This window comes from Sphingopyxis sp. (assembly GCF_965227415.1).
GTDB lineage: Bacteria > Pseudomonadota > Alphaproteobacteria > Sphingomonadales > Sphingomonadaceae > Sphingopyxis.
Genome location: NZ_OZ245749.1, coordinates 2,934,580 through 2,960,416, shown reverse-complemented (window position 1 = coordinate 2,960,416; position 25,837 = coordinate 2,934,580). Strand labels below are relative to the sequence as shown.

Here is a 25,837-nt window from a genome sequence, read left to right as displayed (position 1 = left end):
ATTGAACCGAGACGCATCGCGTCTTCGGAAAGGAGAAGTTATGACCCAGCCGATCAACCTGAATGCAGCGCGACTCCAGAAGGCGGTGCCCGCCGCCGAAACCCAGATCGACGACGCTTTGATCGCCGTGTCGTCGCTGATGGCGACCGTGGTCACGGCGCGCCGTGATACGATTGGCGTCCCTGCTGCCAGAGGTCATGCGACGATCCAGCGGCTGGCCAAGGCGCAAGTGGCCCTCGTCGGCGTCAGTGGCGACATATTGCGCGTTCATGGGGAGCTTGCCGAAATCGGCCGCGAGACGGCGGGGCTCGATCTCCATGAGTGCCCGGAGATTGCGCCCAATTCTGCGGCACTTGCCGCTGCTCTTTGACGAGATTGACCAGGAGCCATCGGCATGGTCTGTGATCACGATGCTGCGGATCGCTTTCTTCGTGACAATCCTGCTGGTGGCCCTTGCCTATGCGATGCGCAAAGGCGGGGGACCCGAACGGGCGATGGCGGGCGTGCTTCTCGCCATGCTTCTGACAGACCAAGCGCTGCACCTGTTCGTTCCAGTGCAATATCTCGCAGTGGACACCGGGCACCTGCTGATCGATCTCGCCGCGGCGGCAGCGACGCTAGCCATCGCGCTGATGGCGCATCGCTTCTGGCCAATGATCGCGGCGGCGCTGCAATTCCTGCCCCTCATCGCGCATTCGACACGCGCGATCGAGATGGACCTGCACTCGGCAGCCTATCTGACGATGCAGGTTGCCGGCTCCTGGCCTCTGGCGCCGCTCCTCGTCGTGGCAACCTGGCGGCATCAACGACGGCTAAAACGGAACGGCAGCGATCCGTCCTGGGTGCCTTTATCTCGGCGATCGACCCCGACGGCAGCGAAGCGATAGCGTCCGCGCTGCTGGCCGAGTTTCGCAGTCTCGGCAATATCTGGTCGCAGCCGCCCGAAGCGCTTGCCCGGGTTCTCGGGGCAAATTCGAACGCGGCGCTCCTGTTGATCCGAGCGCATAATATGTTCCTCGAAGCGATGCGGGGTGAACTGGAAGCGGGGGCGATCGATCCGCTGGACCCCAACCTGCGCCGCTATCTCATTGCATCGATGGGATCGCTCAAGGATGAGAGACTTCGGATCCTTTTCCTCGACGCACGCCATCGGCTGATCGCCGACGAATGCCTCCAAGATGGAACGCTGGCCCACTTGGCCGTTTACCCGCGCACGATCTTCCGCCGCGCGCTGGAGCTCAACGCCGCGGGCATCATCCTCATCCACAATCATCCGAGCGGCGATCCGACCCCGAGCAAGGAGGACGAGCAAGCGACGCAGCACATCGACGCGGTTGCGCGTTCGCTCGACATCAATCTCGTCGACCATATTGTCGTCGGTGCATGCCACACCCGCCACATTACCAGCCGCGACCAGATCGCCCGCCAGCGATCGCGAACAGCCCGCGTCACGCTCAAGTCGCCGAGGCAGGAGACAGGTGGGGGTAACGGCGCCGCGCTGGAGAACGCACGAGCGACGCTTCGCCGCCGACTGCTGCGCCGCCAGCTCATCGGGGCGGAGGAATTATTTGGCGAACCCGCTTGGGAGATGCTTATCGACCTCTTCATTCATGAGGGAGAGGGCAAGCCGTTGTCGACCAGCGACCTTTGCGTAACCTGTCAAACGGCGTTCAAACGGGACCCCCGATCGGCGTCGAAGAAGGACCCCCTTGCGGATATGATGGGGGTTTGTTGAGGTGAGCCTTGCGCTGCGTGCGGCGGAGGTCGGGCGTAGCCCGACCGGAGGCGCACGCAGCGCAAGATAGATTTTTGAAGGCGGCGAAGGTGGCGGTCAGCTGCGGTTTTTGAAGCGCCAGCTATCGTTGCCCGTCTCGACGATATCGCAGTGGTGGGTGACGCGGTCGAGCAGCGCCGTGGTCATCTTGGGATCGCCGAAGACGGTAGGCCACTCGCCGAACGCGAGGTTCGTGGTGATGATGACGCTGGTGCGCTCATAAAGCTTGCTGATGAGGTGGAACAGCAACTGCCCTCCCGAGCGTGCGAACGGCAGATATCCAAGCTCGTCGAGCACGATCAGGTCGAGCCGCGACAGCTGCGCCGCCAGGGTCCCGCCCTTGCCGATCCGGGTCTCCTCTTCGAGGCGTGTCACCAGATCGACGGTGTTGAAGTAGCGGGCGCGAGCGCCTCTTCGCACGACATTGGCGGTGATCGCGATGGCAAGGTGGGTCTTCCCCGTCCCCGTGCCGCCGACAAGCACGATATTGCGCCGGGATGGCAGGAAGGAGCCATCATGAAGGGACCGGATCATCTCCTCATTGATCGGAGTGCCGTCGAAGCTGAACCGCTCCAGATCCTTCACCACGGGTAGCCTGGCCGCCGTCATGCGATAACGGATCGAGGCTGCATCCCGGTGGGTCGCTTCAGCGCGGAGCAGGTCGGTCAGTATCTCCATAATGGTGCGCTTGCGTTGGAGGCCGGTGGTGACGGCCTCGTCGAACGCCGCAGCCATACCCTTGAGGCCAAGGCCACGCATCGTATCGATCATATCATGCCGCTGCATCATAGCCTCGCAGCAGATCATAGCGAGCGCAGTCGGCAACCGGAGGATGGCGCAGCATCCGGTCTTCCGAGGTGACGATGCTATGGGGCGTCGCCGGCTCGCTGTGCCGCGAGAGGATGTTGAGGATCAGCTCGTCGCTGGCCGTTCCGGTCGCCAGCGCTTCGCGCGTGGCAGCTTCGACCAACTCCAGACCATCGGTGAGCACCGCCGAGAGGACCCGCACGAACCTGCGATCTGCTTCGTCCCCGACGCCCAACCTTCGCCGTAATCGATGCAGCGCGGGCGGCAGATCCCAGTCCTGGAACGGCGCGCCATTACGGAGCGCGCCGGGCTTGTGCGCGAGGACCGGCAGATAATGCCAAGGATCGTAAATGGTGCGGTTCCGACCGAAGTGGCGCTCATGCTCCCCGACGATCTCTTCGCCGCAACGGATGACGATACGATCGGCATAGGCACGCACCTGCACGGTCCGGCGCGCGGCCGTCGACATGACCGAGTAGCGGTTCCGATCAAAGCTGATGAGGCAGGTTCCGGTGACGGCGTGCTCGCTCTCATGGAAGCCGTCGAACGGTGCCAGGATCGGCTGCAGGGCCGGTCGTTCCATCTCCAGCGCCTCGGCGACGGTGATGTCGCTGCGCTCGGGATGGGCGTGATGCTCGGCCCAGCGTCGGCACTCCGCCTCCAGCCACCCGTTGAGCTCGGCTAGGCTGGCGAACCGAAGCCGCGGCTGGAAGAAGCGGCCCCGGATCGTCTGGACTTGCTGCTCAACCTGGCCCTTCTCCCATCCCGCTGCTGGTGAGCAGGCCGTCGGCTCGACCATGTAATGATCGGTCATGATCAGGAAGCGGCGGTTGAACACGCGCTCCTTACCGGCGAACACGCTCGTCACCGCCGTCTTCATATTATCGTAGATACCGCGCCGGGGCACGCCGCCGAAGAAAGCGAACGCCCGAGCATGAGCATCGAACAGCATCTCCTGGCTCTCACGCGGATAGGCCCGGACGTAAGGTGTGCGCGATGCGCAGAGACGAGCGTGCGCAACCTTTACCCGCATCGGCTTGCCGGCGATCTCTACATCCTCGTGGCTCCAGTCGAACTGATAAGCCTCGCCAGGATGGAAGGTCATCGGGATGAAGGCCGGAGCACCTTCGCCCGCATCCTTCCGGCGCGTCACACGCCAGCGCGCCGCATAGCGGCGCACCGCATCATAAGAACCTTCGAACCCTTCGCGCGCAAGCAGATCATGGATACGCGTCATCCGCAGCCGGTCGCGGCGACCTCGCGCCTCGTTCTCCTCGAGAAGCACATCGAGCCGTTCCTGATAGGGGCCAATCCGCGGTAAAGGCTGGACTGTGCGCTGGTAGTTGAACACCGCCTCCGGCGACCGGATCGCCTTCCGGACCACCTTGCGCGATAACCGAAGATCACGGGCGATCGCCTTGATCGCCTTCCCAGACGCATGCTCACGCCGAATCCGAACCACTGTCTCCACTACCAACATCCCGTTCTCGCCAACTGATCAAACCAGTCAGCCGCCTAAATCCTCGGGATGAAGGGGTCCTTTTTACACGCCGATCACCCCCCGACGGGGGTGCCTATTGCACGCTGATCCTCAGACCACCCTCAAGGTCCATCTCTATATCCCTCCATCGGGAATTGGCAGCGGCCTTGCCGAGCGCACTATTGGATTGATCGTGGCGAGATAGAATGGTCGACCCGGTGGACGGAAAAGCAGATTGCGAATGGCCGAGCTGCGGAGGGCCGGCGACGCGAAGCGTATTATGCCGAGCGGTATCCGGAAAGATGGTGGGTTCGGGCCATCTTCTGGCTCAAGTCGATGTTCGGCCGTTAAAGTGATGTGGCTTCGTGCGGTAGCTCATCAAAGTTTCGTGGCCCTAGCCTGCGGGCCTGCCGTCACGATTCGGCTGAATGAGATACGATGGCCGGGTGCGGTCAGGCAGCTTTTAGCAGGAATTGAGACGCGGACGTTCGCGATGCGCCGGGTGGTTATGGCATCCACCGCTCGCTCGGCATGACGATGTTCCCTTGCCAAGCATGGAGCGCGATTGACTGGACCGTATGGCCCGCACCGTCCGCGCCCGGCTTCAGCATGATGACCGCCCGGCGCAAGCTGCTCTCGCGTTTGCTGAGCCACATACTGATCATTCTGGATTTGGACGTCACCCGTGCCGGCAGCGGCGTGATGACCCGATGCCTCGGCGCCAGACCCTCCTGTGCCATCGAGCCCATGATGTCGCAGACCGCTCCGGCCGAGAGATCTGCGATCGCTGCTAGATCCTCGAGCATGAGCGAGCCGTCGTCGCTCTTCGTCGTTCCGACCCGCAAGTGGCCGAAGTCATGGTTTGACGAATGCCCGATTGTCCGGCCGATGACGTCGGTCAATCGAGTGAGCTGCGCGGTGTTCGACGCAATCTCGTCCTGATCAGTGATGAAGAAGACATCTTGCCCCGGACAAGAGAGATGGGCGGTGATCATACCGCCAAGATGGGCCATGCGTTGGAGATGCTCGCGGACGCCGGGCTTCCAGATGTCGAGAACCTCGTCCGAGGCACCCTCGGCATCGAGCACGAGCGGCCCGAAGTCACGCGGCATAACAACGATTGTCAACGCGCCAACGAGGCGGTCTGACATCAACAGAAAGGATGGAAGCGCACGGCGGCGGGCGCTGTCGTTGAGCGCCTTGTACGACATTCTTCGCTTGCGCAGCTCTTGCTGACGGAATGCCTGCTGGGCCGAAAACCAGTTGGCATTCCGATCGAGATCGATCGTCAGGAAGGCGTAGCTTGTGAACAGCGAACCCGAGTGGGTGCCGCTGAAATCAGCGGCTGTCAGAAGCGTTTTGCCGCGCTCCCCGCGAGGAAAGCCGGCTCCCAAGCGTTCGGAAAGAAGCCTCAGAAACGCATTGCCGAGTCGGGCCTTGCCAAGCATGGCTGGGGCCCGTCACGTCCGGCGCCGTGTCGTCGCCGCCGCATGAAGAAAGGACTTTTGCATGGGTACTCGCACGATGTCTTTGGGTGAAAGTTTCATAGCCCGGAGGCGGGGCGCGCCGTCCTTCGTGAAGACCTCAAGCTCCATATGATCGTCGCGCAGCCTCCGGACTGCTTCTGCAACGAGATCAAGCGTCAAAGGAGTCTCATTGCAGCGGGCTGCAAACAGCTTTGCGATCGTGACCGGCTCGCCCAGACGAACAGCGTCGTCATAGAAGAGGCCCGGCAGCTGCTCAATCGCGGTATTCAGCGAATCCTGGCGCGCGTTTGAGCCGAAATCGAACTCGAGACGCGGCTGGTTCATGTCGATCGACGGATCGAAACCGAGCGCATTGAAGCCTGCCTTGCCGGGATGGACAAAGGTGTTTTGCAGCTCCCAATGCAACTGTGCCATCGCGTCGCGCGCCCGCGCGTGCTGAGACAGGTGGAGCAGCCAGTAAGAACGGTGGCTGTCGGGTGACCGGATGAAAAATGGCGTGTAATATCGGGCGCCGGTATTGTTCAGGATGTGGCGATATAGGAACCCTTGGATCACCGACCGCTGGCCGTCTTCGGTCTTCATCGCCGCCAGTGCCTCGCCCAGCGAGGGATCGAGTTCGATCGCTTGGCCGCTCCTCATCAAAGCGGTCTGGTCGGTCAGATAGTCGATGAGGCTGTCGACCGAGAAAGTGATGATGACCTCAGGGTTCTTCAACTGCTGGAAGATGGTGCGCACAGTCGCGAAGGTCACGTCGCTCCAGCCATATTGATCGAGAAAGAACAGCGAGCGGTGGCTCGAGCCCTTGGCCTTGATTGCGTTGATAATCGGGAGGGCCTGGTTCTCAAACCTGTCGTTGCGTAGATGGATAGATCGGCCGAGTTCGGGCGCATGCTCCGACTGCAGGATGCGATCATGCAGGAAGTCGATGTGCGGCTTCTTGCGATCGATGAAGAAATAGTCGTCCCGGACATCGAAGCCGTTCTTGCGGACCGCGGCAAGCCGCGCCTCTGCGCGCTGGACCGCCCCAAGCAGCAACATTGGCGAGCCCGGGACGGTCTCACCGTTCAGGTCATAAGCGCCGCCGCCGCAGAAACCGTCGACAATCGACAAATTTAGTTCGGTCTTGGCCGGATTCGGCGAGAGGATCTCGATGTAGCGCTCGGTGTACTGCTCGAATACCTGATGCTTGGCGAGACTGTGCGCTCCCAGTTTCGGAAGCTCTTTGCCCAGTTCCCACCCATAATGTTTCTTCGCCATAACCGCTCGATCCTTGTTCGGCCGCTACGGAGCGGTTCAGGATTCAGCATTTGCTCCATGGGGAACAACGGGCTGCAAATCCCGTCGTAACATAATGACACCCTAGCTAGAAGGGGCGATTGGCACTCTTGGGACTAGAGTGCCAAAGGAGCCTCAGGCATGTCGTTCCAAGCCTTGCCGCGATACATGCGGCCATTGGCCTTCTTGGACCGCTTCTTATTATCTTCTCCCCAAGTTCCCCACTGCTTGAAGAAGAATTTGGTGCGGTGGCGATTGCACTGGGCGTGGATCTCGTCGATCCATTCTTCCTTGATCGGGCGCGCCGACCGGCCGCTTTCGCCGCCGACGATCGCCCAATGGATACCGGAGAGATCGATCGACCCGACCGAACCGATCAGCGGCTCGAACGAAATGAAGCGAACGGCGGCGGGCACCTGTCGCAGGATTTCCACGCGATGCGCTACCGCCTTGTCTTCGACGCTGGTGCCGAGCCAAACATTGGGCAAGACCTCGCCGATGGTTTCGTTGAGGATCGAGGCCATGCGTTCGGGACGCTTCGTCAGGATCTGATAATGATGGTGCGGCGTGTCACGCATCACATCCCACACCTCGAGAATGAAATCGTCAGAGACAGCGTCGTGGAAGAGATCGCTCATCGAGTTGACAAAGATTTTCCGTGACTTGCGCCACTTCGTCGGAATCGCGAGGGCGTCGCGATCCTCCCGGACCAGTCCTGTCCAGACGGTGCGGTTCCCGCTCTGCCGCGTCAGCCCGCTGTATTTATCGACGCGCATCGCCTCGAGGCGGCGCGCCATTTCCATAGCGTAGCAATTTGTGCAGCCGGCAGACATGATCGAACAGCCCGCGACCGGGTTCCAGGTCGCGTCAGTCCATTCGATCTGCGTTTCTGCCACGATAGTCTCCGGTCAGATGTGTGCGGCCGTTACCCGGCTGCCGCACCAGGCGGCTAACCGTTCGAGCGCTATGCCGATCAGACGGTCGTTAAACAACTCATCCTTGCGCTTTGCTGCCTCTTCGCCCGTCGGCCACGCACGAATGCCGCGCCGAATGCCCGGGACAGTCGGCTCGGTTCCGTTTTCGACCAGCCAGTCGACGGTCGACAGCAGTTCCATGCCGAGCGGGGATTCGAACCCGTCTATCAGCTCGTCGGTCAGGTTGAGCGCCGGGAGATAGGCCTTGCCTTCCGATCCCAGGAATGCCGCAACCCGGTCGCGTTTCGCCTCGTCGAACCAGACGGTGTCGAGCGGGGTCGCGTCGGCGATCCGCTTGTCGCTATGGAGATAGCTGCCGTCGAGCGCCTCGAGAAGGTGACGGAGCCGACCGGCATAGGGACCGAACCTATTGGCCTCGAACCGGAGATCGAGATCGTTCTGAATGCCCAGATGCTGGAGACTGCGCTCCGCGAAATAGGCGAGCTTCTGGATTTCCAGCTGGGTGCATTCGAACCCCAACACAGCGTAACGCCGCACGAGCTCCGCCACCATCGCGCGGGCCGGCGTCAGTTTCTCCACGCCGCCGCGCTTCGCGACATTTTGATACTGGGCGGTCGGCTCATAAATGATCACCTCGACCCCGTCGAGATCGCCGAGCTTGCGCGCGATGAGGTCTCGAACAACCGGCCATTCGAGCCCACCATTGCCGCTGCCGAGCGGGGGAAGCGCGATCGAGCGGATCTTCTTCTCGGCGATCACACGCTTCAGGTCTTCAAGACCGTCGTCGATCCATTCCATTTTCGAAGGATGCCGCCAATGCTTCTTGGTCGGAAAGTTGATGATCCAGCGCGGGCCCATGAGTTCGAGCCGTTCGGTCACGAACATGTGTCCGACGTCGACCTCGCCTGCCTTGCACGCGGCTTCATAGGCCCTGAGGTTGGTTGGGAACTGCTCCTTGAACATGAGCGCGATGCCCTTGCCCATGACGCCAACCGTGTTGACGGTATTCACCAGGGCCTCTGCGTCAGCCTTGAGAAGATTGCCTTGCGTATATGTGATCATCAGAAATACCAACTCGGTTTAGCAGCCACCTTCAACTCAACGTCTGCTGCAGCGATATGCCCGCGCAGCTTCTGCGCCTCGGCTTCGTTACAGCACGCTACACCGCGAAGAGCGGCGAGCGGGACATGTTCGTGGATCAATGCCTCGGCCTGATAGCGCTCGAACTTACCCAAATCATTATTGTCGCGTTTGAAATCACTGGCTTGCAATATGGCCCAATCCACCTCGTCAAGCCTGTCCAAATCATCATAAAATTGCGCCGTTTGAAGATAGGCATGACTGTCCGTGAAAAGAAAGTCGATCTCCTGATCCACGATCTTGAAGAGACTGGAGACAAGAATCACTATCTCTTCATTGGGACGGCGCGGAACATTGTAGCCCGTCTTTATATTATACAGCATCGGCGAACGAGGCGTGAAATAGAAGGGCACATAGTCGCTCAAAGTGCCATGCGGCGCCGCCGGCACTGCCCTCGTACTGCGCTTGCCGATCAGGTCCGGATTCCCGATGTCGACATAGTTTGGATTTATCTGGTTCGCGCTTCGACAATGAACGCCGTTCTTCAATATCCAATCCATATTGTCACGATGAACGATACGAAAAATGAAGGCCTTTTCAGGCCGAAGATCTTTCATCGGATGGCGTAGTCACCGAAGGAACAGGCGCGAGAGTCTCCGCCGCAAAAGTCCTTCCAATGGCGCTTCCCCAATCCCATGACAGGCTCATATCCTGTTCTACCTGGAACGCAAACGCTGGATAATATCGTCCAGTAGGATCTCCTCCGTTACCACAATAGAACAGACCATGAACATTTGGTGCCGCATTTGTCAAGTGATCACATTCGGGACGCGGTAGCGAGATAGCCGCCGAGAGGCGTTGGCCGACTTTTAGACCCCGCCCTTCCAATCAGCCGCAGACTTGCCTCACAGCGGACGCCGCAGCCTAATCGTCGATCGGCGTCAGGATCTCGCCGCCCGAACGGCGGATGACGACGCAATCGGAGCAGAGGCGGAGTGACGGAACGCCCGGCATGGCATCGGCGCTGTTGACCAACAGATAGTCGTTGGCGGGGTCGCCGCACGCCGAGCATCCCGAGGCGTCTCCCTTCGCCTCGATATTCATGCGTGCGATCATGCCGAGCCGGGGCTCGACTCTATCGACGATCGAGAACCAAAGCTCCGAATGCGGGACGATGCGTTCAAGGTATCGCTTCGCGTCATCCGGGAAGCGGCGGCGCAGCCAGGTGAGCGCCGTATCTCGGCGGGTGCGGTCATTATGGACGAGCCGCCGGTAGAGCTGCACGAGCTGGAACCTCGTCTGCCGACCGCCAGCAAGCTGAGAATGCTCGTAGTGTGCAAGATTGACTGCAAAGCGCAGGCCGCCGGTGTGGAACTCGCTGATCGTACCTATCGCATATTCGCGCAGGCCCGCGACGGTGCGATCATTCGTGATCGCGTCCATCTCGACGATGTCATAGTGCCATGGATTGATCGCAAAATCCGCTTTCCACAAAGCGAGGTAGCCCGACTCCCGGTAAACGCGTGCGATCTTTTCGTCATGCTCCGGGTGCTGCTGAACGAAGGTATCGAGGTCGTTGAAATTCTCGATCGACGGATCGATGGACCGAGCGAAGTCCAGTATTTCGTTGTGCAACCGCTGCATCTCGGCCACAGGATTGGGCCGGGCGTCCCAGGCCGCAAGCTCGGCCTCCGACACATCCTGAAGAATGTCGGCAACTTCGCAGAGGAGCGAACTGGTCCGCAATTCCTCCGGCGTGCAGTAATCGGGATCCATCACCAACGGAATGCCTGCGGCCGCATAGGCACGGGCGACGAGGCGCGAGCAGAACATCTTTCGGGTGCGGGGCTTCGGGCCGCCCATAACGGTCCGGGCGGCCTCGACCTTCGAGTAGCTCGTGCCGACCTCGGAACGGGCAAAATCGATCAGCCTGTGAAGCCCAATATCCGACAGCGGATCGCGCAGGCGCAGCACGGCGACATAATCGTCCGCATCATAGAGCTCGCGCTGGATATTGCTGGCTTGGACACCGTCATCGGTCGAATCGATCGTTGAACCATGCTGGACGCAGATCATGGCGTGCGACACCATGCCCTTGCTTGCCCGGCGGACCAGCCGGCTGATTTTGCCGCTGGTCGCCGTCAAGACAATGTCGCCCGGCTGAAGTGCCTCAACTTTAACGCGCCGCAAGGGCTTGGCTGCATCCATAATCGAACGGGAGATCCACTAGATGACATCGAAGGCGACGAGCATGCCACCTTCCGCGTTCTGTTTACAGCGGTTCGGAGAAGGTCACCCCAGCAACCGTCCTTCCCTACCGGCGCTGGCCATGGCAACGCTTGTACTTCCGGCCCGATCCGCACGGACAAGGAGCATCATCGCGAGTGCCGCGCCCGATCAGGTTAGGCTGGCGAACAAGGTGAAGCCCAAGTTGCTGGTTCGGCAATGGCGTCAAAATTTCACGGCCGCTCCGAATGTCTTCGATCAACTCGGCCTGTCTTGCAAACTCCGCCCTCCGTTCGGGCTCCCCGCCAAAGTTGCGCAGCAATGCGACCTCCCGGTCTGCCGCTTCAAAGTCTCCGCGCCACGCCAGTACGACCGCATATTGGCCGCGTGCGCTCAGCGTCATGTCGGTGAGCCCAAACTCGTGCACGACGGGCAGTACATGCTGCTCGATCGTTTGCCGGGCAACCATTGCGTCGCCCATAAAGGTCAGAAAATCATCGGCCGCTTCCATCGCGGTGGTAACCGCCGATCGTGCTGCACGCGTCGAGTAAAAGAGCTTTGCCGCCTGGATCCGCCGGAGACCGGGGGCATGTCCCGACCTGGTTACAACCGCGCACCATAGCGACAGGGCATCCGCCGTCCGCTTGATATCGTCGACATCCTCGACACCCTCGAGCAAGGCGAGGAGGCCGGGGCCGTTTGCGCCCACGAGCCTGTGCTCAGGAAAACCGAGCAGCTTGAACAAATCATCGATCAGGGGCTCGAGCGTAGTACGTACCGCGTCCAGCGCGCCCGCCCGGTAAAGTGCGACGGCCCGGTTGTAGCGGAACAGGCGCGATTCCTCGTCCTTGCCTTTGACGAGGCGCCGCGCTGCCTCGGACAGGCGGTCTATCGCCTTGCGGTCCCCATCGCTCCCCGCGAGGACGAGCTGCTTGAAGATGAGATTGAGCCGTTCGCGATCCTCGAACTCGGGGTGCGCATCGACCAGAGCGACCATGCGGGCCACGATATCGCGATCGGGATCACCGCCATCGCGGCTCTGCCAATAGGCGACAGCATCCATCGCCCAGAAACGGTCACGCGGGCTCGCGGTCTCGTCCTCGGCTGCCGCCGTGAGCGTATCGAAGAGGATTGCGTGATTGCCTTGCTCGTAGAACATCTCCGAGGTCGCAAGGTCGACTAGCGCATCGGTCTGCCCAACGCGCGGAAGCAGGCGAACCATGAAGGTCAACCGCGGTATGTTCGAGGCGCGCGAAAGCGACTGCATCAGCATCAGATGCAAAATGATGAGCGCGCCGGTCACTCGATCGGCTGCGAAGCCCGCCGCATGGGCGGCGGCCAGCGGCCGCAGTGCGTCGTGTAGGCTCAGGCCGCCGGGGGTCGCGACGATCATCGACGCGCGGCGCAGTTCGCGCAGCGCTGCAGCGCGCTGGCCAGGCTCGCCGAGATCGCCGAGGAAGGCCATCGCTTCCTCGTCGCTGATCGGGACGTCGCACATGCCAAGCCAGCCCGCGGCATCGCGGGCGCGATCGCTGAGCGCCGCGAAACTGCGCTCAAGGATCAGCGCCTGCGCGGTATCGACCGCGAGCGTCTGCTCGCGGATCGCGGCGACAAGCGCCGACGCATCCCCGCCATGATGCGATGAGGCGAGACGCGCGGCATTGGCGACGTAGAGCGGAAGCCCGCCGGTCAGCGCGAGGATGCCGAGGCCTTCCTCCACATCGATCGCAGCGCCTTCGGCGCTGAATATGGCGGCCACCGTATCGACATCATAGCCTTCGAGCTGCTCGGCCACGATGCCGAGCTCGGCATCGATCAGCGCGCGGTCGGGCCATGGCCGCGCGAGAGCGAGAAAGGCCGTGTTCGGCGCGGCATCGACCACTCGGCGAAGGTCCGCTGCGCTCAGTTCATGGGCATTGTCGATGACCACGAGCGGACGGACGCCCTGCTGCAGCAGAAGGGCGTCGGCGGCACGCAGCAGATCGAGGCCGATGCCGGGCGGCAGGCGCGCCGCCTCGCCGGGCGCACCGGCGAAGCGCGCGACGAGTTCGCGCGCGAGGTTGCTTGCGATCGACGCGCTCGGCAATCCTCCGGCATCGAAATAGGCGATCGGCTCGCCGCGGTGCCGCGCGGCCTCGGAAGCCCAGGCAGTCTTGCCGGCGCCCGAGAACCCGACGATTAGCCGGAACCGCGCGTCCGACAGGATCGGGGGCTCGTCGCGCTGCGGATAATAGGGCCGCGGCGGTTCGGGAAAGTCTTGAAGCTGAGCGACGATCTGCTCGAGCATCGGCACGAGCTCGTCCGACAAGATGATGTGGCCCCCGGCTCCGGCCGCGCGCAGCTGGACGATCGATGCGAGTTTCATGACAAGCGTCGCCGGGGAAAGTCCCCCGAACGGCACTGCGGCGGCCGCGGCTTCGGTTGCCGCGAGCTGGCGCGGCACGTCGGCGCCCGGCGCGGGCAGACCGCTCGCGGATGGGCGCGCCGGAGATACGAGTTCGACATCGTCAGGCCACGCCGCATCGCCAAGCTGCTTGGTGAGCCCCGGGGACGGCTCGACATTGGTGACAATCGCAAATTTGGCCGCCCCGGCGCGCTCGCCATCCGCATGCGCCTTGCGCAGCTCCGCAAAGCGCTCGAGCGCACCCGTAATGTCATAGGGCTGCAAGGTCGCAGCGCGCGTCTTGACCTGCACATAGAGAGTCTCGCCATCGCGCCGCAGCTCGACATCTTCGTCGCGCTCGACCGCGACCGATCCATGGGCATCGCCCTGCATCTGCAGCAGCAGCGATACCGCGTAGAGATGCTGGTAGAAGAAGCCACGGTGGACCGCCTCGATACGCACGAGCTGGCGCGCGTCCAGGATCGGCGGAAGTTCCGCTCCGCCTTCGCCTTCCCTTTCAGCCATCGCCCTGTCCCCTGGATTGCTTTGCTTTGGTTGCCTTGGCATTCTGCCCGTCTCGCGGCGCGAGATGGGGACGCAGGGACTTGCTGTCGAGCGCTATTCTCGAAAATCTACATCCAGATAGGGGCTATCTCCTCATCATCCGGCGGTTGATTTTTGCCGCGTCCCTGTGCTGGCTATGCACTCGGGTACGTCGAGCTGAACCGCACGCTGCCAATTGTGAGAACCGGTCTGGCGCGAACAATATTTATACATCCGGCGCGTTACCGAAACGCTGTGCTTGTTGGGCGAACGGCCGGTTTCAGGCGGGCACTTGGCTGCCGGCTACGACTTAGATGGGGCGCAAAGCCGTCGTACTCGATTAACCGGCAGCCCGCGCCGTTTCCTCGAGCTGGGCGATGCGCTCGAAGCAGATAGTCTCCACGATAGTGGCAAGATCTTCGACACGAGCTCCGAGCCAAATCAGTTCGTCCTCGGAGATACGATAATGTTTCGAGTAGCGAGCCTTAATATAGGCCTCCTTGAGCTTCTCGAAGCGCGAGCGATCGGCCTTGGTCTCCCGCGGCCAAGCATCGGCCAAGCGAAGATCTAAACGCTCAGCCTGCGTCCTCAGGAACGCGAGATTATGGACGTGTGGCGAGTAGAATGAGCATACCAATAAGGCGCAATTGTAAAAACGCTCCGTTGCTTGGTGCAGTTGAAACGCTGCGTTGTTGCGCCGATCCTTCTCCAAATTGAAGCGGAAATTGTCAAAAAACTCGCCACCGCTCGGATACCATTCGTCAAAGTATTCCCGCGCCATTTCCAGCGCGGCATGCGGCGTCTTCGGCTGCGGTTCGGGCAATTCATCATCCACGGCCTGATAAATCGCGATCCCATCGCGCGCGACGTCCATGAAGAAATAGCGTCCCTGCGACAGCCCGGCATTCACCTCGCCGGTGCTGTGCACAATGAAGTTCACCGGCGTGCGCAGCGTCTTCGTCACCGAAAGCTCACGGATCAACCGGTCGTCGAGTTTCGACCAATATTCGACACGATCGGTGAGCCGATCGTCGTTTACGATGATCAGCAGGTCAAAATCCGACTGATAGCCTTTGGCGGTATGCGGCTCGTCGACCCAGCCGCCGCGTGCATAGCTGCCGTAGAGAATGATCTTCGAAATCCGTCCCTTGCGCTTCCAGTCCTGCGTTGCGAGCGCGAGCGCATCCTCGAATTCTTCGAAGACGATCTGGACGATCCGTTCGAGTTCGCGCTGTTTGTGCGGGGGTAGATGATCGAGGCTGCTGCGCATTGTGGTCACCCTAACAAGGTGGCGACACCCTTGCACGCCGAGATTGAACCAGCCGCGAGGATGCCGCCGATTGCGGTCAATCTGCCGGATTCCACAGCAGGGCATAGATTTCGGGATTGTCCTGCCCGGCCGCCCGGCCGAGATTGGCATAGATGCGCCGCGGCCCGAACTCGGGGGCTTCGAGGGTCAACGAGACATAGAGTTTGCCCGACGCCTCGCTGCGACGGAGCCACCCCGCGCCGCATTCGACGCCGCCCGACCAGACGCGATAATCGGGCTGCACCTCGCCGTTCTTGCTCGGGTTGGGGCGGATTTCGATGGGGACGCGGATCGAGATCGTCGCGAGCTGGCCCACAAAGCCCTTTTCGTTGGTTCCGCTGACAAGACCGATTGCGGCCATGATATTGCTCCTGCGAAGCCCGGGGCCATCCCCGGGGCACCGGCGGCCAGGGAATGGCGTCAGGCCAGCTCGCGCACCCGAAGGGCCGGAGCACCAGCGAAGGACGGCGCCGCACCGGCTTTTTGCGCGCGAAGCGCCCGCGAGGAGGCCGCCTGCGGCCGGGGAAAAAGGTGGTGCGGCGCCGTTGCGCGCACGGGCGCGCCATTCATCTCGCCGGATTTGCACCGGCTGGCTCCGTGCGTGCCGGAATGGAGATGGACGGCAAGGATTTGCTCACCGGATCACGCTATGGGCAGCGCATGAGACTGACGATCACCGCCGCCTTCCTTCTTTTCGCCCTTCCTGCCTCGGCGCAGCAGGTCAGCGGCCCGGCCCGCGCGGCCGACGGCGATTCGCTCGACCTCAGCGGAATCTCGGTGCGGCTCTTCGGGGTCGATGCGCCCGAGCTGGCGCAGAATTGCGAACGTGGCGGCGCGTCCTGGCCTTGCGGAAAACAAGCCGCGTCGAAGCTCGCGACGCTCGTCGCTGGAACATCGGTCGTATGCGAGCAGAAGGATATCGACGATTATGACCGGATCGTCGCCACATGCCGCGCGAGTTCGGTCGATCTCGGCGGTACGATGGTCGATGCGGGCCTTGCGGTCGCCCTGCCGCATTTTAGCGACCGCTATGTCGCTGCCGAGGCTCGCGCCCGCGCCGCCGGTCTCGGCGTGTGGGCCGGCACATTCCAGATTCCGGCGGACTATCGCGCAGCGCATCCGAGGCCGGGGCGCCGAACGCCGGGCCTTTCGCGAGACGCGGCGCCAGTCCGTGTGCCAGGGCCGAGGCCGACCGGAGCCTATTTCCGCAATTGCAAGGAAGCCTGGGCGGCGGGTGCGGCTCCGCTCCGCCGAGGTCATCCCGGTTACCGGCCGGAAATGGACGGCGACGGCGACGGGATCGCTTGCGAGCCCTATCGCGGACGTTAGCGCGTCATTCGCATGCGTCCGCTATGCCAAAAAAAGACCCGCCCAGTGTGCATGTCCTTACGAACAGAGGCCGGGCGGGTGCGATGATGCCCACATAGGGTAATGATACGATCAAATCCATGACCGCGTTGCAGCGCAACAGGGAATAGGGCCAGTCGGGCAAAGGCGAATCATAGCTTCACGCGACAAATCGAGGTCCCCAGCCAAAAAGACTCAATCTGGACCCAATTGCGTGGCGCGGGCTTGCCCTGACGTTACGTCCGGCTATGCTTACCATGCACCGGGCCAGAAGGCGCGCGGTGCCGGAACGTAAGAATTCTGCTCGGGCCTTTATGATATTCCCATCCGTTGCCGGGTGGCCGACGCGTATGTCCAGGCCTTCGGGCTAAAGGCGGCGGCGCATATTTTTCCGAGTATGTTCTTACCTCCCGGCATCCTGCCTTCCGGTCCGACCGGAGGCGATGGACATGGATTTCGAAGACGAACAGAAGCGCGCACCGGCCCTGAGCAGCGGCGACCCCGTGCCGCCGTCCGACTGGACAGGCTTTGGTTCAACGGCGAGCATGGAAGCGATCTATACTGCGCATCAGCCTGCGCTGGCGCGCTTTCTGCGCCGCCGCGCGCCAAAGCAGGATCTCGGCGATCTCGTCCAGGAATGCTTCCGCCGCCTTGCCATGGCGAAGGGCGGAAAGCTGGCCCTGATCGAAAAGCCCGGAGCCTATCTCGTCAGCACCGCACGCAACCTGCTCACCGATCGCGCGCGCGCCGATACTGCGCGCCTGACATCGCAGCACCATAGCTTCGAGGATGAAGATATCGCCGGCCCCGACCCCCATGCAGCGCTCGAGGCGCGAGACACGATGCGGCGCGTCGGCGAGGCGATCGAGAAATTAAAGCCCCAAACTGGTTCTATATTCGTGATGCATCGGTTCGATGGCCTGAGCTATGAGGAAATCGCGACAGCGAAAGGAATCAGCGTGAAGGGCGTCGAATGGCATATCGCACAGGCGATGATCGCAATCCGCAAGGCGCGGGCCGACACTAAGTGAGCGACCGCGACACGGAGGCCGCGCACTGGTTTGCGCGCATGCGCACGCCCGGCGCCGAGGCGGACCGGGCAGAGTTCGATGCCTGGCATGCCGATCCCGAAAATGCCGAGGCTTATGCGAACGCCAAAGAGGATTGGCTCATCACTGGCGGCGTGGCGGAAGAACATCTCGCCGCGCACCGCCAAGTGCCGTCAAAGGCGACACCCCCGTCGCGCGCGCGCTGGGCGCTTGCCGCTGCGCTGGTCCTCGCGATCTCACTCGCTTTTGCCTGGGTGCTGCTCGACAATCGCAGCGCCGAGCCGATCGTCGCTGACAATGCGACCGGCGAGCTCGTGCTCGAGGACGGCACCCGCGTCGCGCTGACGGACGGCGCCCGCGTCGAGGCGGAGTTGACGTCGGGCGAACGGCGCGTTCATCTTGTCGGCGGCCGTGCCCGGTTCACCGTCGCCCATGACAGCGCGCGACCGTTCCGTGTCGAGGCCGCGGGAAGCGAAACCACCGCCCTCGGGACAATCTTCGAGATCGACCTGACGGGGCGGCGGCCGGTCGTCCATCTTGTCGAGGGCTCCGTCGAGGTGCGCGCCACCGCCAACCCCCAAGCCCCGCTCCGCCTTCGTCCCGGCCAGCGCGCAGCAGTCGAGAAGGACGCGCCCATGCTCATCGAGACCAACCCGGCCGGCGAGACCGTCACCATGACCATTCCCGTCGGCGAAGCAGAAGGGCCGAACCTCCTCCTTGCCGAGGGGCTCCCGCTCGGTGCGGTTATCGACCGCGCCAACCGCGTCAGCAGCGCCAGGATCGAACTCGCCGACAAGGCAATCGGCGGGCGCCTGGTCAGCGGGCGCTTCGATGTTTCGGAGGCGCGATCGCTCGCGCGCCAGCTCGCGGCCGCGCTCGACCTCGATGTGAAAGAGCAGGCGGGAGGCTATGTCCTGATGCCGAAAATAGCCCACTAGGAGTTTTCCGACCCGATCCGTCTTGCCCCCTCAGACGGCCATGCAGGCTGCTGGGAGGATGGGATGAACAAGAATTTGCTGGCCGCTTTTCTGGCCACGGGATGCGCGGTCGGTGCGCTTTGTCCGGTCGCCGCGCATGCGCAGACCGAGCAGCGCGACTATGACATTGCGGCGCAGCCGCTCGGCGACGCGCTGCGAGAATATTCGGACGTGTCGGGGCGACAGATCATTTTCGCGACCGACCTGGTCAAGGGCCGGCGTTCGACATCGGTGCGCGGACGAATGTCGTCGGATCGTGCCTTATCGCGACTACTGACAGGATCGGGTCTTCAGCCGGAACTCGTCGATGGCGCGCTCGTGCTTCGGGTGGGAAACGGAGCTGTGCCGGGGAACGACGGCTCGACTGAGGCATCCGAAGATAACGCCATCATCGTCACTGGCACACGAATCCGGGGAGCCGGCCCGACGGGCTCGCCGGTCCTCACGCTCGACCGCAGCGAGATCGAGAAGAGCGGGACGGGATCGGTCCAGCAGTTGCTGCAGGCGCTGCCGCAATCGTTCGGCGGCGGTCCGAATGAAACCACGCTCGGCGCCACGACACGCAACGGCTCGGGAACCGACGGCACTTTTGCGTCGAGCATCAACCTTCGTGGCCTCGGACCATCGTCAACGCTGGTCTTGATCGACGGCGCCCGCCCGGCACTCGGCGGTCTCGGCGGCGTGTTCGCCGATTTATCGCTGATCCCCTTGAGTGCGATCGAACGGATCGAAGTCCTTACCGACGGTGCCTCCGCCATCTACGGGGCGGATGCCGTCGCGGGTGTCGTGAACATCCGACTTCGCAACAGCTTCGAAGGGGCTGAGACAAGCGTCCGGATCGGCACCGCCGACGGAGACATGGGCGAAAGGCAGTTCGGGCAGATATTCGGCACGCGCTGGAACGGCGGTCATGTGACCATGGCCTATCAGTTCAGCGAGCGCGATGCGCTTGCCGCGGCGGACCGGCGCTTCGCGACCGAAGATCTTCGGCCGTTCGGCGGGCCCGACTATCGCTCGCTCTTCGCGGTTCCCGGGACGATCACCGCCGCCAATGGCCAGACGTTCGCCATTCCATCAGGGCAGGACGGCACCGCGCTGACACCGGCAGACCTGACGGCAGGCACGCGCAATCGGGGCGACCGGCGTGCAGCGAGCGATCTGCTTCCGCGCCAGCGCGTTCACAGCCTCTATCTCGCGGGCGAACTCGATCTGACAAGCAGCCTGACGCTCCGCACCAGCGTGCTTGCGGCGCAGCGCAGCTATCGCAAGGTCGCGCTCAACCAATATCTTAGTGCCGCGCGGGTCCCCGTCACCAACCCCTTTTACATCGACCCGATCGGAACCAACCAGCCGGTCACGGTCAATTATAATTTTGCCAATGATCTCGGAGCGCCGATCGACACCGGGCGCGTGCGGGGTATCAGCGCAGCGGCCGGTCTTGAGCAAGCGTTCGGGCGCTGGCGGGTGCAACTCGGCGGGGCCTATGGCCGGCAGAAAAGCCGGTCCGACAGCATCAACATTCCGAACCGCGCGCGCTTGACCGCCGCGCTGGCCGACACCAACCCGGCGACCGCGTTCAACATCTTCGGCAATGGCAACGCGAACAATCCCGCCACGATCGCGGCGATCCGCGGCAGCATCGGCTCGCGCGACGATTTCGAAAGCTGGTCGGCGGCATTGCGCGCCGACGGGCCGCTGCTGCGGTTGCCGGGGGGCGATATCAGGCTCGCGCTCGGCGCCGAGTATCGCCGCGAGCGCTATTTCAATCTCACGATCAACGATCTGAGCCGTGCGACGCCGAGCACAACCCCGCTGACTGGCTTGCCGGGGCCTCGCCATGTCCGCTCGGCCTATGCGGAATTGTTCGTGCCGCTATTCGGAGAAGACAATGCAGTCCCCGGATTGCATCGGCTCGATCTTTCGATTGCCGGGCGGGTGGAAGACTATAGCGATGTCGGTCGCACCACCAATCCGAAGATTGGAATTCGCTGGGAGCCGCTGGGCGGACTTGCGCTGCGCGGTAGCTATGGCACCTCGTTCCGCGCCCCGGCTTTCGACGAGCTGATCGGCCCGACGGTCTCGAACTATACGACGTTCCAGCTCCCCGATCCCTCGTCGCCGACCGGGACCGCCAATGTCATCGGTCTGTTCGGCTATGGTCCCGGCATCAAGCCCGAGCGCGCGACGACATGGACCGCCGGTGTCGATATCGCACCGGTCGCGCTGCCTGGGTTCAAGGCCGCTATCACCTATTATGATGTCGATTATCGCGATCGCATTGGCTCGGTGACCGAGGATTATCTGCGCTTCCTGACGCGGCGCGATCTCTTCGGCGGAATTGTGAACGACAATCCTTCGCCCGAGCTCGTCGCCTATTATTTCGCCTTCCCAACCTTCACTAACCCGCTTGGGCTGGCACCCGCCGCCGTCGATGCGATTGTCGACGGACAGGTGCGGAACCTGTCGTCGGTGCGGCAGAGCGGGATCGACTTTGATATCGGCTATGCACCTCAGTTAGCTGGCGGAACGATCGATCTCGGGCTGGCGGGAAGTCATATCTTCCGGATCGACCGGAAGCTCACACCGGGAACGCCTGCCATCGATGTCGTGGGGACCTTTGCGAACCCCTCCAAATGGCGCCTTCGCGGCCGCGCCGGCTGGGCGAACAATGGCTTCGCAGCGACCGCCTTCGTCAATTATATCGGCGGCTATCTCAACCAGATTCCGGCCGTCGCCGAACGTATTCCCTCTTGGACCACGGTCGACCTCAGCCTGTCGCAGCGCTTCGGCAAGGACGAGAATGAGCGCGGACTTCAGCTTGCGATCAGTGCGCTCAACATCTTCGACCGCGACCCGCCCTATGTGGAGAGCCGCACCAACATATCGGCGCTCGCTTATGATCCCGAAAAGGCGAGCCCGATCGGGCGCTCGGTCGCGGTGCAGGCAACGATCCGATGGTGAAGAAGCTTGTCTGGGCAGCGTCGCTCCTTGCGGCCGCGTCGCCGGCGCTTGCTCAGACCAGTCCCCGCGAGCTGGTCGAGATGACCGATTTCTCGGGGCTCGCGGCCTCTCCCGACGGGCGCTGGCTGCTTTACCGCCGCGAGCGCCCGTCGACCGTGAGCGGGCGCATCGAGACCGGCTGGTATATCGTCGCGGGCGACGGCACATCGCCGCCGCGCTATCTTGGCGAGGGTGGACCCGCGAGCTGGAATGGCACCGGCCTCGTCGAACCGGGCGCCGCGCGATGGGCACCCGATAACGAGCGCTTCTATGTCCGGGCGACGATCGGCGGTGCGGCGGGATTGTGGGAGGGCCGGCCGGATGGGACGTTCGCACCCTATCTGGTCGGCGACGCGGATATCGAGCGCTTCGCGGTCAGCGCCGCAGGCGCCCTCATCTATGAGTCCGGTCCGTCGCGGGCCACGATCGAACGGGCGGAGGAGGCCGAACGCGACGATGGCATTCTCGTCGATGGCCGCGTTGACCTCGCCCAGACGCTGTTTCGCGGCGCGATGATTGCAGGCCGCCCGGCGAGCCAGCGCCTCAACGGCGACTGGTTCGACCGCGAAGCGCTGCTCGCGAAGGAGCCGCGCCGCGTCCGGGCGCGTCCCCTCGCAACTGGCGAGGATCGCCCCGCCACCGCCGACGAAGATAAGCTGCTGGCGCCCGTGCAGGCGGCGTTGCCCGACGCCGCGGAGCGCGCGGCCCTGGCGCATGGCATCTGTGCCAAGGCCGAGCGCTGCGACAGCGACAGCGGCATCCGATCATGGACACATGTCGAACTCGGCGACGGACGCTTCGGCCTGATGACGCGCGACCGGCGCATCCGCCAGAATGCGCTGCTCTGGGATCCGGCCACGGGACTCCGTCCCTTACTGACGACCGAGGGCCTGCTCGGCGGCGGCGGCGAGAACGCGCCCTGCGCCGGAACGCGCGCGGCGCTTTTCTGTGTGGCGGAAAGCGCGGCGACGCCGCCGCATCTCCTGCGCATCGCGCTGGTCGACGGCGCAACACAAATCCTCGACAAGCCGAACGATGTTCCCGACCACGACGATCTTCTCACCGAGGCGGTCGAGTGGCGGGTGGGCGGCAGCCGTGCGTCGGGCTGGCTCGTCCGCCCGAAGGTCCCCGGACGGCTGCCGCTCTTCATCACCTACTATCGCTGCGCGGGCTATTTGCGTGGCGGGCTCGGCAATGAGTGGCCGCTGCGCGCGCTCGCCCGAAGCGGCATCGCGGCGCTGTGCATCAACCAGCTGCCGACATCCAATGCGACCGGCGAGGCGCGTTATGACCTTGGGCTCGCCGCGGTGCGCGCCGCGATTGCCGAGCTCGATCGCCGCGGACTTGCCGACCCGCAGCGGGTGGGAATGGGCGGCCTCAGTTTCGGGAGCGAAGTCGCGATGTGGATCGCGACGCATAGCCAGCTGCTGAAAGCGGTGTCGATCGCCTCGGTCCAGGCCGAACCGGCCTATTACTGGTTCAACGCGGGGATCGGCCGCGATTTCTTCCGCCAGAATCTAGAGAAGGTTTGGGGCCTCGGTCCGCCAGACACCGATCTTCCGGATTGGCGCCGCCGCTCGCCATCGCTTCAGGTCGACCGCATCCACGCTCCGGTGCTGATGCAGCTCCCCGAGCAAGAGGCGCGGCAATCGCCCGAACTGCAGGCAAGGCTGACCGCGGCGGGCAAGGGCGAACTGCATGTTTTCCCCTTCGCACCACACATCAAGGTGGAGCCGCGACAGAAGCGGGCGGTCTATCAGCGCAACCTCGACTGGTTTCGCTACTGGCTGCAGGGCCATATCGACCCCGATCCGAGCAAGGCCGATCAATATGCCCGCTGGGCGAGACTCGCCGGCACGCGCCCGAAGCCTTCGATCGACGCGATCCAGAGTTCGACATCGGCGAGTTCGAGCAACCGGAAATAGTCATAATCGCCCGCGAGGCGCTCGCGCGCGAGATAGGCTTCGATCCGCTCGCGATCGAGCAGCCCCTCGCGGGCGAGGCGACCTTCGAGCAGGATGGGGCGCAGCCTGGCGCGCTGCTCGATGAAGGCCTTGGCGCAAAGTGTCTCGAGCCGTCCCTTGTTGCGGCGCCAGACGACGAATTCGGGGAGGCGAGGCGCGAAGGCCGCGCGCGCGGCGGCGCGGTCGCGACCGCCGACCACCCACTGCCAGCCCGGGATCGAGAGGCAAAGTTCGACGACAGGTTGCGACAGCAGCGGCGCGACGACATCGCGGCCATACCAGCGCCCCGGCCGGTCGAGAAAATCAAGGATGCGCTGGATCGACTGGACGTGCCGTATCTTGCCCGGGGGGATGCGTTCGCCTCCATGGTCCCAGGCGTGCGGCAAAGGCGCGTCGGGCAGCGCCGAGCGAGCGCAATATTCATCCTCGCGCGGCCAGCCGGTGGCCGGTGGCCGGCGCCAATGGCGATACACTGCGCGCGCCGCGTGCCAGATAGTGACATCGCACAGGCGAGCGCAATCGCGCAGCGCGGCAGCGGGCCGCCTGATTGGCTCGTGAATCCTGAGCGCATCGATCACCGGAAGAATCGAGTGGGTGATGGCGAAGACATTGTCGCCGCCGATCCCCGTGAAGATGCTGGCGCCGGGCAGTTGCGCCGTCGCGGTGCCGAGCGCCGCATCGATCCCGGCGAGCACGCCGTAAGTCGAAGGGCGTGGCGATAAGAACCGCGGGCCCGCGGCGAGATCGAGCTCGCTGTCGTCGTGAATATATTCGGCAAGCGCGGCGCCGCAGCGCTCGGCCACCGCGCGAGCATAGCGTCGTTCGTCACCGTCCGGGCTGGCAGTGGCAATCGTAGCGGCGGCGAAACCATGGTCCCCGGCAGCAAGCGCCGCGGCGACGATCGAACTGTCGAGGCCGCCCGAGAGCTCGAGCATGATCTGCTGGCGCTCGTTCGCCCAGGCCGAGACACATTTCCGGATGGTAATATCGAGAAGCGGAACCGCGTCACGGTCATAAATCTGCCTGCCGGCATGCGGCCATGGCGACCAGATCGACTTGACCTGCGTGACATGGCCATCGAAGGCGAGCCGCGTTCCCGGGAGCAATTCCTCTACGCCCGCGAGGCCCGTCCGCGCGGTTCGATGGTTGCTGTAGGCGAGAAGGTGGCGGAGGAAATCGACGTCGACGCCAGTTTCGATATCGAGCCCCCTCAGCAGTTCGAGATGCGAGAAGAGCAGCAATCCGCCACCCGTGCGGCACCAATAGAGAGGCAGGCCGGTCAGCGGGGCGCGAGCGATCTCGGTCGGCTTTCCGGGTCCCGAAGAGAATGTAAGGAAACTGCCCCATTCAACGCTGAAGGACTCGCTCGAGAAATGATCGCCGAGAATGACGTTCGACGCCGGCGAGCACGAGCGCTTCAGCCCAGCGCCGGCATAAAGGGTGAGACCGTCAAGTTTGTCGATGCGGTCAAGACCATGATCGGCCGCGGCCTGTGCCACCGCCGATTCGAGCCCCGGCGCGCCCGCTATCCCGAGGAGACCGCGGTCCATCATATGGCGAGCACCGGACGATAATTATGCGCCTCCTCGGCGGTTCCCGTCAGAACGGCCGAATGCGACTGGAGCCAGCAATGGGCGGCAAAGGGATTGGTGCGCACACCGAAGATCAGGGTTGGCGCATAGCCGTTCCGAAGCGATAGCCGATAGAGCGCGAGCGCATCGACCAGACAGCGTGGCGGGACTGGAACCCACCGGCGCGCTTCGCCATAGACCGATGCCAGCGCGGCAAGCCCGATGTCGTCGGGTTCCCCTGCCCATGCCCGCTTCGCCGCGGCAAATCCGTCGAGGGTCGCAGCGAGACGTCCGGGAAGAAGTCCTTTGCGCGCCCAATAGAGCGAACGCGCCGCCGCCGCGATAAAAGTGAGGCCCGCTCGCGGGATGGCGGCCGCGGCGAGATCCGCGTCCGGCACGTCGATCTCGAGCGGGGCGATCGCGGTGGCAACTTCGCTGCGCGAAACAAGCCCGGTGTCGATCAGGCCTTCCATCGCGTCGCTGTCATTTGGCTCGCGGGCGCAGAGCCGCTCGAACGCCGCGCGCCGTTCGCCGCTAAGCTGAAGATAGCGGTCGCGCCGAACGTCGAGAAAGATGAGGTCGTCACCGGCGAGACAGAAGCCAACGCCTGGTGCCAATTTCCATCCCATA

Annotated in this window: 22 protein-coding genes; 9 read left to right on the top strand and 13 right to left on the bottom strand. The window is 63.3% G+C overall.

What is annotated here, in order from left to right; all coding sequences use genetic code 11:
- Positions 1 to 40: 40 nt before the first annotated feature.
- The 3 genes from ACO055_RS14510 (at position 41) to ACO055_RS14500 (ending at position 1,735) form a co-directional block, all read left to right on the top strand.
- Positions 41 to 370, top strand: a complete 330-nt coding sequence (locus tag ACO055_RS14510; RefSeq protein ID WP_422059580.1) for a hypothetical protein — start codon at positions 41 to 43, stop codon at positions 368 to 370.
- A gap of 31 nt (positions 371 to 401) precedes the next feature.
- Positions 402 to 887 (top strand): hypothetical protein, encoded by a 486-nt coding sequence (locus ACO055_RS14505; protein WP_422059579.1) that lies wholly within the window; start codon positions 402 to 404, stop codon positions 885 to 887.
- A 122-nt stretch (positions 888 to 1,009) separates the two neighbouring features.
- Positions 1,010 to 1,735 carry a JAB domain-containing protein gene (locus ACO055_RS14500; protein ID WP_422059578.1) on the top strand — a complete coding sequence of 242 codons (726 nt, stop codon included), beginning with the start codon at positions 1,010 to 1,012 and terminating at the stop codon, positions 1,733 to 1,735.
- A gap of 96 nt (positions 1,736 to 1,831) precedes the next feature.
- Here the strand turns inward: ACO055_RS14500 and istB are convergent, their stop codons facing one another.
- Both istB and istA read right to left on the bottom strand, forming a co-directional pair.
- Positions 1,832 to 2,560: an IS21-like element helper ATPase IstB gene (gene istB, locus ACO055_RS14495; RefSeq protein WP_095385564.1), complete on the bottom strand. Its 729-nt coding sequence runs from the start codon at positions 2,558 to 2,560 to the stop codon at positions 1,832 to 1,834.
- Positions 2,547 to 4,061 (bottom strand): IS21 family transposase, encoded by a 1,515-nt coding sequence (gene istA / locus ACO055_RS14490; protein WP_422059577.1) that lies wholly within the window; start codon positions 4,059 to 4,061, stop codon positions 2,547 to 2,549. Before istA ends, istB begins: the two co-directional genes overlap by 14 nt.
- A 147-nt stretch (positions 4,062 to 4,208) precedes the next feature.
- Between istA and ACO055_RS14485 the strand changes: the two genes are divergently transcribed.
- Positions 4,209 to 4,412, top strand: a complete 204-nt coding sequence (locus tag ACO055_RS14485) for a DUF6527 family protein (RefSeq protein ID WP_422062478.1) — start codon at positions 4,209 to 4,211, stop codon at positions 4,410 to 4,412.
- A 155-nt stretch (positions 4,413 to 4,567) separates the two neighbouring features.
- Here the strand turns inward: ACO055_RS14485 and ACO055_RS14480 are convergent, their stop codons facing one another.
- From ACO055_RS14480 to ACO055_RS14440, 9 genes are all read right to left on the bottom strand, one after another.
- Entirely contained in the window at positions 4,568 to 5,509 is a 942-nt protein-coding gene (locus ACO055_RS14480) for a hypothetical protein (protein WP_422059576.1), read from the bottom strand.
- Positions 5,510 to 5,521: 12 nt separating this feature from the next.
- The gene (locus ACO055_RS14475) at positions 5,522 to 6,805 is read right to left on the bottom strand and encodes a three-Cys-motif partner protein TcmP (protein WP_422059575.1); all 1,284 of its coding nucleotides are present in this window, start codon (positions 6,803 to 6,805) and stop codon (positions 5,522 to 5,524) included.
- Positions 6,806 to 6,939: 134 nt separating this feature from the next.
- Positions 6,940 to 7,719, bottom strand: a complete 780-nt coding sequence (locus ACO055_RS14470; protein ID WP_422059574.1) for a DUF5131 family protein — start codon at positions 7,717 to 7,719, stop codon at positions 6,940 to 6,942.
- Positions 7,720 to 7,731: 12 nt separating this feature from the next.
- Positions 7,732 to 8,820 carry a type II toxin-antitoxin system antitoxin DNA ADP-ribosyl glycohydrolase DarG gene (gene darG / locus ACO055_RS14465; protein WP_422059573.1) on the bottom strand — a complete coding sequence of 363 codons (1,089 nt, stop codon included), beginning with the start codon at positions 8,818 to 8,820 and terminating at the stop codon, positions 7,732 to 7,734.
- Positions 8,820 to 9,455, bottom strand: a complete 636-nt coding sequence (gene darT, locus ACO055_RS14460) for a type II toxin-antitoxin system toxin DNA ADP-ribosyl transferase DarT (RefSeq protein WP_422059572.1) — start codon at positions 9,453 to 9,455, stop codon at positions 8,820 to 8,822. Before darT ends, darG begins: the two co-directional genes overlap by 1 nt.
- A 307-nt stretch (positions 9,456 to 9,762) precedes the next feature.
- Positions 9,763 to 11,046: a YiiX/YebB-like N1pC/P60 family cysteine hydrolase gene (locus ACO055_RS14455; protein ID WP_422059571.1), complete on the bottom strand. Its 1,284-nt coding sequence runs from the start codon at positions 11,044 to 11,046 to the stop codon at positions 9,763 to 9,765.
- Positions 11,047 to 11,152: 106 nt separating this feature from the next.
- Positions 11,153 to 13,972 (bottom strand): dsDNA nuclease domain-containing protein, encoded by a 2,820-nt coding sequence (locus tag ACO055_RS14450; RefSeq protein WP_422059570.1) that lies wholly within the window; start codon positions 13,970 to 13,972, stop codon positions 11,153 to 11,155.
- Between the two features lie 358 nt (positions 13,973 to 14,330).
- Positions 14,331 to 15,260 (bottom strand): HEPN domain-containing protein, encoded by a 930-nt coding sequence (locus tag ACO055_RS14445; protein WP_422059569.1) that lies wholly within the window; start codon positions 15,258 to 15,260, stop codon positions 14,331 to 14,333.
- A gap of 76 nt (positions 15,261 to 15,336) precedes the next feature.
- A complete protein-coding gene (locus tag ACO055_RS14440; protein ID WP_422059568.1) occupies positions 15,337 to 15,660 on the bottom strand; it encodes a DUF736 domain-containing protein in 324 nt (107 codons plus the stop codon).
- Positions 15,661 to 15,914: 254 nt separating this feature from the next.
- On the opposite strand from ACO055_RS14440, the gene ACO055_RS14435 reads away from it, so the two are divergent.
- The 5 genes from ACO055_RS14435 (at position 15,915) to ACO055_RS14415 (ending at position 23,597) form a co-directional block, all read left to right on the top strand.
- A complete protein-coding gene (locus tag ACO055_RS14435) occupies positions 15,915 to 16,628 on the top strand; it encodes a thermonuclease family protein (protein ID WP_422059567.1) in 714 nt (237 codons plus the stop codon).
- 467 nt (positions 16,629 to 17,095) lie between these two features.
- On the top strand, positions 17,096 to 17,677 hold the full coding sequence (locus ACO055_RS14430) for an RNA polymerase sigma factor (protein ID WP_422059566.1): 582 nt from the start codon (positions 17,096 to 17,098) through the stop codon (positions 17,675 to 17,677).
- Positions 17,674 to 18,633 carry a FecR family protein gene (locus ACO055_RS14425; protein ID WP_422059565.1) on the top strand — a complete coding sequence of 320 codons (960 nt, stop codon included), beginning with the start codon at positions 17,674 to 17,676 and terminating at the stop codon, positions 18,631 to 18,633. Before ACO055_RS14430 ends, ACO055_RS14425 begins: the two co-directional genes overlap by 4 nt.
- A gap of 63 nt (positions 18,634 to 18,696) precedes the next feature.
- Positions 18,697 to 21,633, top strand: a complete 2,937-nt coding sequence (locus ACO055_RS14420; protein WP_422059564.1) for a TonB-dependent receptor domain-containing protein — start codon at positions 18,697 to 18,699, stop codon at positions 21,631 to 21,633.
- A complete protein-coding gene (locus ACO055_RS14415) occupies positions 21,627 to 23,597 on the top strand; it encodes an Atxe2 family lasso peptide isopeptidase (RefSeq protein ID WP_422059563.1) in 1,971 nt (656 codons plus the stop codon). The genes ACO055_RS14420 and ACO055_RS14415 overlap by 7 nt, the downstream gene beginning before the upstream one ends.
- On the opposite strand, the gene ACO055_RS14410 is transcribed toward ACO055_RS14415, so the two are convergent.
- Positions 23,498 to 25,186: an asparagine synthase-related protein gene (locus tag ACO055_RS14410; RefSeq protein WP_422059562.1), complete on the bottom strand. Its 1,689-nt coding sequence runs from the start codon at positions 25,184 to 25,186 to the stop codon at positions 23,498 to 23,500. The two genes, ACO055_RS14415 and ACO055_RS14410, sit on opposite strands and share 100 nt — an antisense overlap.
- Positions 25,186 to 25,836 carry a lasso peptide biosynthesis B2 protein gene (locus ACO055_RS14405; RefSeq protein WP_422059561.1) on the bottom strand — a complete coding sequence of 217 codons (651 nt, stop codon included), beginning with the start codon at positions 25,834 to 25,836 and terminating at the stop codon, positions 25,186 to 25,188. The genes ACO055_RS14410 and ACO055_RS14405 overlap by 1 nt, the downstream gene beginning before the upstream one ends.
- Between the last annotated feature and the right edge of the window lies 1 nt (position 25,837).